The organism is Arthrobacter glycogeni (assembly GCF_054510815.1).
In genome coordinates this window covers 22,414-35,029 of the sequence record NZ_JBTNDV010000002.1, presented here as the reverse complement: position 1 = coordinate 35,029, position 12,616 = coordinate 22,414, and the positions used below count along the sequence as shown (strand labels likewise).

At 65.5% G+C, this 12,616-nt stretch carries 10 protein-coding genes and 1 pseudogene; 5 read left to right on the top strand and 6 right to left on the bottom strand.

The annotated features are described in order from the left end of the window. Window positions 1-17: 17 nt before the first annotated feature. Window positions 18-1,034, bottom strand: coding sequence for a LacI family DNA-binding transcriptional regulator (locus ACX80G_RS02365; protein ID WP_459305384.1), 1,017 nt, complete (start codon window positions 1,032-1,034; stop codon window positions 18-20). Between the two features lie 230 nt (window positions 1,035-1,264). Between ACX80G_RS02365 and ACX80G_RS02360 the strand changes: the two genes are divergently transcribed. The 4 genes from ACX80G_RS02360 (at window position 1,265) to ACX80G_RS02345 (ending at window position 6,590) form a co-directional block, all read left to right on the top strand. Further along, a complete protein-coding gene (locus tag ACX80G_RS02360; RefSeq protein WP_459305383.1) occupies window positions 1,265-3,334 on the top strand; it encodes a beta-galactosidase in 2,070 nt (689 codons plus the stop codon). Continuing rightward, window positions 3,321-4,250 (top strand): carbohydrate ABC transporter permease, encoded by a 930-nt coding sequence (locus ACX80G_RS02355; RefSeq protein WP_459305382.1) that lies wholly within the window; start codon window positions 3,321-3,323, stop codon window positions 4,248-4,250. The genes ACX80G_RS02360 and ACX80G_RS02355 overlap by 14 nt, the downstream gene beginning before the upstream one ends. 95 nt (window positions 4,251-4,345) lie before the next feature. Beyond that, a complete protein-coding gene (locus tag ACX80G_RS02350; protein WP_459305708.1) occupies window positions 4,346-5,179 on the top strand; it encodes a carbohydrate ABC transporter permease in 834 nt (277 codons plus the stop codon). A gap of 79 nt (window positions 5,180-5,258) precedes the next feature. Then, window positions 5,259-6,590, top strand: a complete 1,332-nt coding sequence (locus ACX80G_RS02345) for an ABC transporter substrate-binding protein (RefSeq protein WP_459305381.1) — start codon at window positions 5,259-5,261, stop codon at window positions 6,588-6,590. Window positions 6,591-6,689: 99 nt separating this feature from the next. Here ACX80G_RS02345 and ACX80G_RS02340 read toward each other — a convergent pair. Together ACX80G_RS02340 and ACX80G_RS02335 are read right to left on the bottom strand one after the other, a co-directional pair. Then, window positions 6,690-7,166, bottom strand: a pseudogene (locus ACX80G_RS02340) (alpha/beta hydrolase); the annotation flags it as partial. Window positions 7,167-7,438: 272 nt separating this feature from the next. Beyond that, window positions 7,439-9,148 (bottom strand): glycoside hydrolase family 3 N-terminal domain-containing protein, encoded by a 1,710-nt coding sequence (locus ACX80G_RS02335; protein WP_459305380.1) that lies wholly within the window; start codon window positions 9,146-9,148, stop codon window positions 7,439-7,441. Window positions 9,149-9,255: 107 nt separating this feature from the next. Between ACX80G_RS02335 and ACX80G_RS02330 the strand changes: the two genes are divergently transcribed. Further along, a complete protein-coding gene (locus tag ACX80G_RS02330; protein WP_459305379.1) occupies window positions 9,256-10,395 on the top strand; it encodes a glutamate--cysteine ligase in 1,140 nt (379 codons plus the stop codon). A gap of 42 nt (window positions 10,396-10,437) precedes the next feature. On the opposite strand, the gene tsaD is transcribed toward ACX80G_RS02330, so the two are convergent. From tsaD to tsaB, 3 genes are read right to left on the bottom strand one after another with little or no spacing between them, the layout of a single operon-like run. Further along, window positions 10,438-11,514, bottom strand: coding sequence for a tRNA (adenosine(37)-N6)-threonylcarbamoyltransferase complex transferase subunit TsaD (gene tsaD / locus ACX80G_RS02325; protein ID WP_459305378.1), 1,077 nt, complete (start codon window positions 11,512-11,514; stop codon window positions 10,438-10,440). Then, window positions 11,511-11,954 carry a ribosomal protein S18-alanine N-acetyltransferase gene (rimI, locus tag ACX80G_RS02320; protein WP_459305377.1) on the bottom strand — a complete coding sequence of 148 codons (444 nt, stop codon included), beginning with the start codon at window positions 11,952-11,954 and terminating at the stop codon, window positions 11,511-11,513. The genes tsaD and rimI overlap by 4 nt, the downstream gene beginning before the upstream one ends. Next, entirely contained in the window at window positions 11,951-12,610 is a 660-nt protein-coding gene (gene tsaB, locus ACX80G_RS02315; RefSeq protein ID WP_459305376.1) for a tRNA (adenosine(37)-N6)-threonylcarbamoyltransferase complex dimerization subunit type 1 TsaB, read from the bottom strand. Before tsaB ends, rimI begins: the two co-directional genes overlap by 4 nt. Window positions 12,611-12,616 lie beyond the last annotated feature (6 nt).

Sequence of the window (12,616 nt, the reverse complement as noted above, 5' to 3'; positions counted from 1 at the left end):
CAATGGCTAGCTCCCGCTCAGGCCGAGCCCCGCCACATCACCGACGTCTCCAGCACTTCCGCGGGGCTCGGCAGTCCCCTGATCTGGGCCAACACCAACTCTGCGGCACGCTTGCCCAGAAGGTCCGCTGGCTGCCTGACTGTCGAGAGCTGTGGCCTGCACCGCAGGGCCCAACTACTGTCGTCGAAGCCGACAATCCCCACCTCGGCCGGGACGTTTCGACCGCTTTCCTGCAAGGCCGTCATCGCACCAGCCGCCACTGCATCGGACGCAGCAAACACGCCGTCCAGATCTGGACGGCGCCTTAACAGCTCCTGCATTCCCTCCAGCCCAAACCCGTACGTGTACAGCGGGTATTCCACCACCAGCCCGGGATCGAACAGGTGCCCCATCGCTGTCTTGAACCCGGCGAGCCGATCCTGGCCGGAGTCACGGTCAAGCGCGCAGGCGATCATGCCTACCCGGGTGCGTCCGGTGCCCAGCAGCCGGGCGGTAATGGCCTCGGCTGCCGCTGCGTTATCGATTGCGACATACGGGATGTCCGGGATCCCCGGTGGGTGCCCGACGAAAGCCGCCGGCACACCAAGATTCTTGACCGCGAGGGCGATCGGGTCCGACGCTCGCGCCGACACGATCACCGCGCCGTCCACCAGGCCACCCTGAAGGTAGTCGGCAACCCTACGGCTGTCGCGTTCGGAGTCGATAATGAGGGAGACTAGCTGGTAGTCGGCTGCCGACAGGACCGCATTGGCGCCCAACAGGATCGACCCGATATTGGGGTCCTCGAACAACAGCGAGTGAGGTTCATGGATGATTAGTCCGATGGCCCCGGATTCCTGCCGGACCAGGTTCCTGGCTACCGAGTTCCGCACATAACCGACCCGCAGGATCGCCTCCTCCACGGCGAGTTTCGCGTCCTCGGACACATAGCGTTCCCCATTGACCACCCGCGACACCGTTCCCCGGGACAGCCCGGCCGCTGACGCAACATCATTGATGGTTGCCCTGCGGATGCGCGTGCGGGTTGAGTCCATACCTGTACTTTAGCCGAGCATTTGCCTGCCCTCACGGGCGCCCTGCGTCAGCTGCGTACCTGCGGCCCGGTAATTTCGTTGACAAGCAAATGTGACATGCCTTACTCTGGGAACGTTCACAGAAAAAACTCGATGGCGAGCTTTGCCGAGTCTGGGAGCGTTCACAGAACGCCTCGGACACCCCGGCCGCCCTCGGAACAATCATTCATGAATGACGACGAGGAGCCGGGTTGAATTCGAGCACCACCAGCATCACTGACCTCTCGGGTACCGGAGATCTGGTCTACGGCTGCGACTACAACCCTGAGCAATGGGATCCCGCCGTGTGGCCCGAGGACATCCGGTTGATGAAGGAGGCGGGTGTCAACCTCGCCGCCATCAATATCTTCGGCTGGGCCGAGCTGGAACCCGCCGACGGCGTCGTGAGGTTTGACCGGCTGGACGAGATCATCGCGTTGCTTCACGCCAACGGTATTTCCGTCAATCTGGGGACCGGCACTGCCTCCCCTCCCCCCTGGCTGACGGCCCTGCACCCGGAAATCCTTCCGCAAATGGCCGACGGCACCCGACGGTGGCCCGGCGGACGCCAGGCGTGGTGCCCCAGCTCGCCGGTGTTCCGGGAGTTCGCACTCCGGCTGGTAGAGCTCGTGGCGCAACGGTACGGCAGCCACCCCGCAGTCGCCGTATGGCACGTCTCCAACGAACTGGGCTGCCACAATGCCCTGTGTTATTGCGACACCTCAGCCGCCGCGTTCCGCACCTGGCTGGAAGACCGCTACACCACCGTTGAGGAGCTCAACCGGGCCTGGGGGACCTCTTTTTGGAGCCAGCGCTATTCGGACTGGGCTCACATCCTCCCCCCACGGGCCACCATCTCGGCCCTCAACCCCACTCAGGAACTTGATTTCCAACGATTCAGTTCCGACGCGTTGCTTGACTACTACCGGGCCGAAGCCGCAGTGATCCGAACCCACAGTTCCATCCCCATCACCACCAACTTCATGGTTACCGCCCACATCCGCAACCAGGACTACTGGACCTGGGCTCCGGAGATGGATGTCATAGCCAACGACCACTACCTCGACCATCGGCTCAACGTACCCCTGGCCGAGCTGGCATTCGCCGCCGATACCACCCGCGGGCTCGCCCAGGGCCGACCGTGGCTGCTGATGGAACACTCCACCGGTGCCGTGAACTGGCAACCCCGCAACATTGCCAAGGGCCCTGGCGAAATGATCCGCCACTCGCTCAGCCACCTAGCCCGCGGCGCCGACGGCCTCTGCTTCTTCCAGTGGCGCGCGTCGCTGCAGGGCAGCGAGAAATTCCACTCAGCGATGCTCCCCCACGCTGGCACCGACTCGCAGACGTGGCGCGACGTCGTCGGCCTTGGCGCATCACTCCGAAAGCTGCGCGAACTGGCGGGAACCACGGTGCAGGCCGAGGTGGCGCTCGTTTTCAGCTGGGAGGCGTGGTGGGCCCACGACCAGGAGTCACACCCGTCCGGTGACGTCGGCTACATCGACCAGGTACATGCTGCCTACACGGCACTGTGGGACGCCGGACTCACTGTCGACGTCGTGGCCCCCGGCGCTCCCCTCTCCCACTACAAGCTGGTGGTGGTTCCTAACCTGTATCTGATCCGCGATGAGCATGCCGCAGTCATCACGGATTTCGTCGACGACGGCGGGTCCGCCTTCATCACTTTCTTCACCGGCATCGTCGACGAGAACGAAAGGGTACGCCCCGGAGGGTACCCGGGGGCATTCAGGGACCTGTTGGGCATCCGCTCAGAAGAATTTTTCCCCCTCGACCCGGCGCATCCACTCACGCTCGACAACGGATCACCCGCCACCCTCTGGTCCGAGGCGCTCCGTCTCACGACGGCCGACGCCATCCTGAGCTACGCCACCGGCACCCACCGGGGCATGCCGGCCGTGACCCGCAACCACTTCGGCGCCGGCGAGGCCTGGTACGCCGCGACGGTGCTGGACGGCGGCGTACTCAAGGACCTGTTGCTGCGCGCCGCGGTGACCGCCGGCGTCGCGCTCCCCGATATTCAGTCGGGTCTCGAGTCAGTCACCCGGCGCGGCAACGGCCACGAATATGTCTTCCTGATCAACCACACCACCGAGGACCGCAAGCACCGGGTCAGCGGTCTGGAACTGCTGACTGCCGAGGCCGTGGCTGGCGTCGTCGTCGTTCCCGCCGGCGCAGTCCGCGTTGTTCGCACCACCCCAGAAATTTCCGACACCCACGGCCCAGCCCAGGGCCGGAAGGATGCAGGCCATGACAGTCACTAGCACTCCGGCCGAGGTACCGAAGGCGCCTCAGGTTGCGAGGAAGAACCGTTCATCGGGGGCGCAGCGCCGCGCCGTCGCCCTGTTCATTGCGCCGTTCGGGCTCCTCTTTCTCGCCTTCTACGCCGTTCCAATCGTCTACGCGATAGTGCAGTCGCTGCTCACCGTGGAGCGCGAGGGGACGTTCGGTGCGCCCCGCCAGGTTTTCGGCGGCCTCGTGCAGTACGAGCAGGTCTTCCAGGACAGCGCATTCTGGGCCTCGGTGGGCCGGGTGATGCTGTTCGGCGCCGTGCAGGTGCCCATCATGCTGGGACTCGCGCTGTTGTTCGCCCTGCTGCTGGACTCACCCCTGCTGAAGGGAAAGAAATTCTTCCGCCTGGCGTTCTTCGCACCCTATGCGGTTCCCGGAGTGATTGCAGCCATCATGTGGGGATTCCTGTACTCGCCGTCGCTCTCGCCCTTCGGCGCGGTGACATCGAACATCGACTTCCTGTCGGCGAACCTCGTACTCTGGGCCATCGCCAACATTGTGACCTGGGTGTACGTCGGGTACAACATGCTCATCATCTATGCGTCGCTGCTGGCGATCCCCACCGAAATCTATGAGGCCGCGCGGCTCGACGGCGCAAGTAATATCCAGATCGCCTGGCGCATCAAGATCCCCCTGGTGATCCCGGCGATCATCCTGACGGCGGTCTTTTCGATCATCGGCACCCTTCAGCTGCTCGCAGAGCCGCAGACGCTGCGTAGCTTCAGCTCCGCGATCAACAGCACCTTCACGCCGAACCTTGCCGTCTACACGACCGCGTCAGTGCCGAACTACAATCTCGCCGCAGCCTTCTCGGTGGTCCTTGCACTCGCCACGTTCATCCTCTCCTTCGTCTTCCTGAAGTCGACCCAGCGGAAGGTTACCCAGTGATGTCTTCCCCAGTCACCGCCCCCAAACGCCCACGCGGCGGAGGATCCACGACGCGCAGCAGGGACGATCGCGCGCGCGGCCCCCGGCAGGGCATCATGTCCCGCAGCGCGGCGATGCTCATCATGGGTGTCTTCACCCTCTACTTCCTCACCCCCATCTGGTGGCTCCTCACCACGTCAACGAAAACCGGCGGCGAAATCACGTCGACCGCCCCGCTGTGGTTCACTGCAAGCTCGTTGGGGACGTTCTTCGACAACCTGGGACGGCTTTTCACCTACGACGACGGGCTGTTCGGCCGGTGGCTCGTGAACTCGGCTATCTATGCGGGAATCGGAGCCCTGATCGGCACCGTGATAGCCGCGATGTGCGGGTACGCGCTCGCCAAGTACGAGTTCAAGGGACGCGAGGCGATCTTCAACATCGTACTGAGCGGCGTCCTCGTACCCGCGACTGCCCTGGCCCTCCCGCTCTTCCTGATCTTCAGTCAGGCCAACCTGACGAACACCATGTGGGCAGTGTTCTTACCGAGCTTGGTCAGCCCGTTTGGCGTCTACCTGGCGCGCATCTATGCAGCAGCCAGCGTCCCCGGGGAGTTGCTCGAAGCGGCGAGGTTGGACGGATCGGGTGAGATCCGTACCTTCTTCACGGTGTCCACCCGCCTGATGGCTCCCGCCCTCGTCACCATCTTCCTGTTCCAGTTCGTGGCGATCTGGAACAACTTCTTCCTCCCGCTCATCATGCTCCGCGATCAGGCTCTCTTCCCTGTCACCCTGGGCCTCTACGCGTGGAACAGCCAGATCAGCCAGATCCCTGAACTGCGGTCCCTGGTGATCATTGGAGCCCTCGTCTCGATCGTCCCGCTGATCATCGCGTTCCTCGCACTCCAACGTTTCTGGAGCAGCGGGCTCGGCGCAGGCGGCGTCAAGTAGTCCACAGATTTTCACAATCACCACCACCTGGTGCAGGAGCATCCGCTCCCGCACTGCACTACCACCGATAGGAAAGACAATGCGCGCGCAATACGGAAAAGTCACCGCGGCCTTTGCCATCTCTGCGCTGGCTCTCACCGGCTGTTCAGCCGGTGAGGACAGCCCGGGAGGAGGAACCGAGGCGGCACCCTGCGAGGCCTCCGACGGGCCGGTCGAGCTGACCTTCACCACCTGGGTTCCGGGAATGGACCAGGTCGTTGAACTGTGGAACGAAGAGAACACCGACATTCAGGTCACCGTGCAGACTGGTCCCAACGGAAACTCCGGAACCTATCAGAACTTCTTCAACCAGATCCAGGCCGGCAACGCACCCGACCTGGGCCAGATCGAATACGACGCGCTCCCGAACTTCCGCGTCCAGGACGGGCTGGAGAACATCGCCGAGTGCGCGGGCGTCACGGAAGCTAAGAACCAGTTTGTTGACTGGACCTGGGGGCAGACCACGTTCGGCGAGGAGGGCTCTGTGTACGCCATCCCGCAGGACAGCGGGCCCATGGCCATGTACTACCGGGCCGATCTCTTCGAGGAGGCTGGCATTGAGGTTCCGACCACCTGGGAGGAATATGCAGTCGCTGCCGAGCAGATCAAGGCGGAGGGCTCCTACATCACCAACTTCCCCAAGACTGACGTCAACTGGTTCGCTGGCATGGTCTGGCAGAACGGCGGCCAATGGTTCGCCAACGACGGCGAGAGCTGGGACGTCAATCTGACCAGCCCCGAGTCCGAGGAAGTCGCGACCTACTGGCAGGACCTGCTATCCGAGGACCTCGTGTCAACCCTCCCGTCCTTCTCCGATGAGTGGAACGCGTCGTTCAACGAGGGTCAGCAGTGGACCTGGGTCTCGGCAGTGTGGGGTGCGACTACCCTCTCCGACGGCGCACCTGACACCGCGGGCAAGTGGGCTGTTGCCCCCATGCCGCAGTGGGAAGCAGGTGGGGAGACCGCCGGCAACTGGGGCGGCTCCTCCACTGCGGTACTGAAAGGCTCGGAGCACCCGGCCGAGGCAGCGGAGTTCGCGTTGTGGCTCAACACCGATCCCGAAGCACTTGCCCTCGCTAACGAGCTCGGCGGACTGTACCCGGCGGCGAAGTCGGCGACCGAACTTGAGGCCTTCGCCGGTGGCGTCGAATTCTACGACGGACAGCCGATCTACGACATCTTTGCCGAAGCATCAGCGAATGTTGACCCCGACTTCATCTGGGGCCCAACCATGACCCAGACCTACACCGATGTCTCTGACGGCTTCGGTGCAGCGATCGGCGGCTCCGGCACGCTGATGGATGCGCTGACTGAAGGCCAGCAGCAGACCATCGACGCTCTGAAAGCCCAGTCCATCCCGGTCGCAGAATAGTAGCTGGCTAACCCTCCTGCAGCACCGAATCTCGGGGCCGGCTGAGTGCAGAAACCCGGCAGTCACCCGAGCCAGGGTCTGCCGGGCGTCGGCGTCGGAAATAGTCGGGTCGCCGTCACCGAAAATGGACCGGTAGGCACCGAACTGGCTGTGTTCCATTCCCTCGATTTCGACCATGTCGGCATCGACCACCGCTGCCGCGAGCCGCTCCCGCACCACCGCGGTGGGAACAATCTCGTCCTTGCTCCCGGTCACCGCCAGCACCTCAAGCCCCGGCGTATCATCCAGCACAACATCATTTTCGGGGAAGGCCGCCCACAGCAGTAACCCCTCGAAATCCGGGTGGGCGTCAGCATAACGCGCCGCTGTGATCCCGCCGAGTGAGTGGCCGCCAATCCACCAGGTCTCCACGGCCGGTTCGGCGCCAATGATGTCCCGCGCCGCGTCGTCCCGGAGCGAGGCAAAGCCGAACGGCATCTCGGCAAGGTACACGGCTATCCCCGTGGCTTCGACGATCGGCGCCCAGGAGGGCAGGTAGGCCTCGGCGACGGTGCGCGCCCCAGGGTAGAAAATCATCCCGGTCTCCGCCGGGCCGCCGGCCGGCAGGAGCGCGATGTAGCCCTCCCGGTCAATCACCCGCACCGCCGGGTCGCCCCGTACCGCCGCCACCTCGGCCTCCTTGACGGGCGACGGCGTCAGCAGGACCGCTGCGGCGGTGCCGAGCACGACGACGATCCCCAGCAGTGTAGTGAGCAGCACCCGACGCAGCCGTCCGCGCTTCGGCCGGCGCACTGGGGTGGACATGGTTCAAGACTACGCTCGAACCAGTTGGCTGCTGCCGGGCCGCATCAGCATCCGGTCCCTGCGGCGTATCCGGCCGCCTCGACCGGCAATCGTCCGGGTGCCGGCGCATCGCCTGTCAGAACGTCGAGGACGGCGGCGAACGCCCCCGGCGTGTCTCCGTAGGCAGCAATCTTCACTGGTGCGTCCACGGCCTCCAACCACCAGGGTGCATCAAGAGCGACGGCAATCTCGGCCGGCGCCGCACCGCTGCTGCCGCCGACCAGGGACACTGTCGTCCCTCCTGCTCCGACGGTGACACCCCGTTCCCCTGCGGCATCGGTGAAGCGCTGCCTGTCGGTTTCCGTTCCGCCAATCAGCGAGGCGGTGCCGTTCAACAGGTCCCCTTCACACTGCCCGGTGAGCATGGTAATCGCCGCTGCGGAGGCTACGGCGCTGGCCCCCGCCTGCTCCCCCGGCGCTGCGGTCACCGCCGCGGTTGCGAGCTCTGCCTGCCACAGCATCAGTGTGACCACCCGGGTGGCGGCCTCGGCCAGCCGCGCGCCGGGAAGGCTACCGTCGTCGATGGCCGCGACGATTCCCGCGTGGGCGGCGTAGGTGTCGGTGGGCATCAGGAGCAAGTCGGCCCCTGCGGCGAGGGCCCGAGGGGCTGCCTGCCCACCGGGGTAGAGCTGTTCCACTGCTGCCATGTTCAACGCGTCGGTGACCACCACTCCGTCGAAACCCAACCCGCGCAGCGCCTCATAGTTGGGAGCTGACACCGACGACGGCACCCCCGGGTCAAGCGCCTCCACGGCAATATGGCCCATCATCATGACAGGCACGCCAGACTCGACCGCCGCTGTGAAGGGCGCCCAGTCGCGGGTCTGAAGATCCTGGAGGGTAGCTGTCTGCACGGGGAGTTCGAGGTGGGAGTCGGCCGGCACTGAACCGTGCCCGGGGAAGTGCTTCGCGCTGGGTAACACTCCCGCTTCCAGCATCCCGGCCACCGCAGCGGACCCCAGCTCGCCGACCAGGGTCGGATCATCCGCATAGGCGCGCGCGCCGATCGTCGGGTCGCTCGCTCCCGTAGTGACGTCTACCGACGGCGCATGGTTCATGGTGAAGCCGAGTCCTGCCAACTCAGAGTTCATCGCCGTCATCGACGACCCAACGAGTGCCGGATCGCCCGCAGCGCCGTAGGTCATCGGCGTCGGCCAGGCGGTGAGGGGCCCACGGAGCCGGGCGACCTGCCCGCCTTCCTGATCCACGGAGATGACTGCCGGCCAGGTCCTACCGTCCTCTGCTACTGCCGCGGCCAGAGACTCGGTCACTGCCGCCATTGCCACGGGATCCACCGCACCGTCGGCGGAGAGCGGCACGTTGTCGCCCATGATGATGCTGCCCGCCAGGTGAAGGTCCCTGATCGCCTGTTCCTGGCCTGCAGTGTCCGTGCCCGCGTAGAACCCGACGATCACCTGCCCGGCCCGCTCCTGGGTGCTCATGCTGGCCACGGCCGCGGCGGCGTCGTCGTAGTTCTGCGTACTGGGACCCCAGGGCAACGAGTCGGTGGTCGTCGACGACGCTGACGGTTCAGGTGACGGTTCAGGCGACGCCGACGGCGTTGGGCCGGTCTCGGTGGTGGGGGCGCCGCCACCGTTTCCGGCGGGGGTGCAGCCCGCCACGAGCAGGAGCGTGACAACGGCCAATCGTGCCTGGCGTAAGCCCCGGCGGCGTGCCTGGTTCCCAGTGTTCGCCCGGTGGGCTGCGCTTTTCACTGTATCGATGCTACTCCTGCTCTAATATTGGGACAGTTCTCTTCCGCGGATGACGTGATATCGAGGCAGAATTTTCCAGCAGTCCGGTACCGGTCAGGAGCCAGCCCATGAAGATCGAATTCGCACAGTCAGCACAGTCCACGCTCGGCGTGGAATGGGAGCTGGCCCTGGTGGATCGTTACAACGGCGAGCTGGTGTCGGTGGCCGATCAGGTCCTCCGCGGGGTGGCGGCGAACCACCCCGAGCTGCAGGAGGACGAGGAGCACCCACACATCAAGCAGGAGCTGCTCCTGAACACGGTCGAGTTGGTGACGGGGATCTGCCACACGGTGGCCGACGCGAAGGCTGACCTATCCCGTTCCCTGGCGGCCGTCCGCGAGGTCACCGACCCGATGGGCGTTGAGCTCTTCTCTGCCGGGTCGCACCCGTTCAGCGTGCCCCGCTCCCAGCCGGTGACCGATAAGGAGCGCTACTACAAACTGATCGACCGCACCCAGTGGTGGGGCCAGCAGATGGTCATCTACGGGGTCCACGTACATGTGGGGCTCGACCACCGCGACAAGGCGATGCCCGTGCTCGACGGCCTCGTGAACTATGTGCCGCATTTCCAGGCCCTGTCGGCGTCGTCGCCGTTCTGGGCGGGAGAGGACACCGGCTACGCGTCGCAGCGCGCCCTGATGTTCCAGCAGCTGCCCACCGCCGGGTTGCCTTTCCAGTTCCCCAATTGGAGCGAGTACGAGTTTTATGTGCAGGACATGTTCACCACCGGAGTGATCGACGCGGTGAACGAGATCCGCTGGGATGTGCGCCCGGTCGGAAACCTGGGAACCATCGAGATGCGGGTGTGCGACGGGTTGTCCACCCTCAAGGACGTCGGAGCGATTGCTGCCCTGACCCAATGCCTGGTCGACGAATTCTCGACCACCCTCGACAACGGCGGGACCATCCCCACCATGCCGCCCTGGCATGTGCAGGAGAACAAGTGGCGGGCCGCCCGCTATGGGATGGAAGCGATCATCATCCTCGACGCCAAGGGCAACGAGCAGCTGGTCACGGAGCATCTGGTGGAGGTGCTCGACCGGCTGCAGCCGGTGGCGAAGAAGTTGGGCTGCGTTGAGGAGCTCGGTGACGTGGAGAAGATCCTCGCCCGCGGCGCCGGCTATCAGCGTCAGCGCCGGGTCGCGGCCGAGCACGGCGGCGACCTCAGCGCCGTCGTCCTCGACATGGTCGCGCAGCTCCGCCACTAGCCCCCGCCATCCCTTGGATCGAGTCAACTCGATCCAAGGGATTTAGGTGTACACGCTGGTGACGGGCAGCGACGAGTCGGTCGCGAAGCGCAGCCCGGTGGGTTCCCCGCCGTTCATCACGATCTGCGCCCCGAGCGCCGCCACCATTGCGCCGTTGTCAGTGCACAACGATAGGGGCGGGACCGTCAGGGTGATTCCCGCGGACGCGCACCGTTGGGCGGTCAGGGTCCGCAGCCGCGAGTTGGCGGCCACCCCGCCCCCGAGCAGCAGGTTGGTGATCGCGTGTTCGCGGCATGCCAGCACCGCCTTGGAGGTAATCACGTCGACGACGGCCTCCTGGAACGAGGCGGCGATGTCGGCGACCGGGAGGTCGACGCCGTCGGCTTCGTACTGCTCCACGCACCGGGCGACAGCAGTTTTCAGGCCACTGAACGAAAAATCGTACCGGTGCGGTCCGGGCTGCCCGGCCGTCCCCAGGTATTTGGGCTGGGTCAGCCCCCGCGGGAAGCGGATCGCCTTCGGGTTTCCCTCCGCGGCGAGGCGGTCGATCGCCGGGCCGCCCGGGTAGCCGAGGCCGAGGATGCGGGCCACCTTGTCGTAGGCTTCACCGGCGGCGTCGTCGATGGTGCACCCCAACAGCTCGACGTCGGAGGCGAGGTTGTTGACCCGCAGGATCTCCGTGTGACCACCCGAAACCAGCAGGGCACCAAGATTCGGCGGCAGACCGTGTGGGAACGCCGAGCCCAACACTCCCACCCCGACGTGGGCCACCAGATGGTTCACGGCGTACAGGGGCTTTCCGGTGGCAAGCGCCAGCGCCTTCGCCGCGGACACCCCCACCATCAGCGCACCGGACAGCCCCGGGCCGGAGGTCACCGCGATGGCATCGATCTCCGCCAGCGTGACGCCGGCGTCGGCGAGCGCCTGCCGCAGGGTCGGCACGAAAGCGTCAAGGTGTGCCCGGGAAGCGATCTCCGGAATCACACCCCCAAACCGGACATGTTCGTCCATTGACGAGGACACCGTGTTGGTGAGCAGCTGCGTCCCCCGGACAATCCCGACGCCGGTTTCGTCACAGGATGATTCGATGCCGAGGACCAGCGGCTGATCACGGTTCACAGGATCAACCTCATCACCCAGGCATCGACGCCGTCGCGGTAGTACTTGCGCCGGGTATGGATGTGCTCAAATCCGGTCAGGGTATACAGTTTTTGCGCCCGGGGGTTGTCGGCCCGCACCTCCAGCAGCACCTCGGTGGCGCCGCGGTTGCGGGCCTCGGCGAGCAGTTCGGTCAGCATCGCCGTGCCGATGCCCTTCCCCTCGCACTCGGGGAGGACGCCGATCGTCTGGATATCAGCTGTCGTGTCCACGCACATCACTCCGGCGTAGCCCACCAGCCTGCCCTCGCTCTCGGCAAGAAGATAACGGCGTGTTTCGGTCTGGGACACCTCGTCGAGGAACATCTCCAGCGGCCAGGCGTCGATGGGGAACAGCTCCAACTCGAGCCGTGCCACAGCCGGGACGTCCTGCAGTAGCAGGTCACGCAGTGAAAAGCTCATGCCGTAGCCCGCTTCCGGGGGCCGGGAACCCGCGCATCGGACTCCCTCAAATACAGCGGTGTCGTATCCAGCAGTTGGCGCCCGGCGGCGAGCCTGCGGTACGCCGAGCGTCCCAGCGCCGCCGCCGACGGGTGGACATCGGTGAATCCCTCCACCCCGGCCAGCGCCTCAGGGTACAGTCCGGCGCCTTTCCCATAGGCGGGGAGGTCAGGGAGCGACGTCGGTACTCCCACCTGCGGGCCCGCCACCAGGTCAGGAACGCCGCCGTCTGCGCGGTACCGAGCCCAGTAGACCTCCTTCCGCCGGGCGTCAGTGGTCACCAGGAACTCACCGGACACGGCGTGTGCTGCCGCATCCTCGGCGATCGAGTCGAGACTCATCACGCCGTGCAGCGGCACCTCCCAGACGTAGGCGAGGGTCCTGGCGGTGGCCAGCCCGGCCCGCAGACCGGTGAAGGGCCCCGGCCCCACACCCACCACAATGGCGTCGAGATCGGCTCCGGAGATTCCCGCGTCAGCCAGCAGGTCAGCGACAGCGGGTGCCAGCACCTCCGCGTGGGTCCGGGTGTCGTCGGTGGCAAAACTCCCGCCGACGACGCCGTCACGCACCAGGGCAGCACTCGCCGCGGCGGAGGTATCGAGGGACAAAATCAGCATCCTGCC

Coding starts and splice junctions, on each gene's coding strand:
- tsaB (WP_459305376.1), bottom strand. CDS start 12,610: ATGCTGATTTTGTCCCTCGATACCTCCGCCGCGGCGAGTGCTGCCCTG.
- ACX80G_RS02365 (WP_459305384.1), bottom strand. CDS start 1,034: ATGGACTCAACCCGCACGCGCATCCGCAGGGCAACCATCAATGATGTT.
- rimI (WP_459305377.1), bottom strand. CDS start 11,954: ATGAGCTTTTCACTGCGTGACCTGCTACTGCAGGACGTCCCGGCTGTG.
- ACX80G_RS02350 (WP_459305708.1), top strand. CDS start 4,346: ATGTCCCGCAGCGCGGCGATGCTCATCATGGGTGTCTTCACCCTCTAC.
- ACX80G_RS02345 (WP_459305381.1), top strand. CDS start 5,259: ATGCGCGCGCAATACGGAAAAGTCACCGCGGCCTTTGCCATCTCTGCG.
- ACX80G_RS02330 (WP_459305379.1), top strand. CDS start 9,256: ATGAAGATCGAATTCGCACAGTCAGCACAGTCCACGCTCGGCGTGGAA.
- ACX80G_RS02355 (WP_459305382.1), top strand. CDS start 3,321: ATGACAGTCACTAGCACTCCGGCCGAGGTACCGAAGGCGCCTCAGGTT.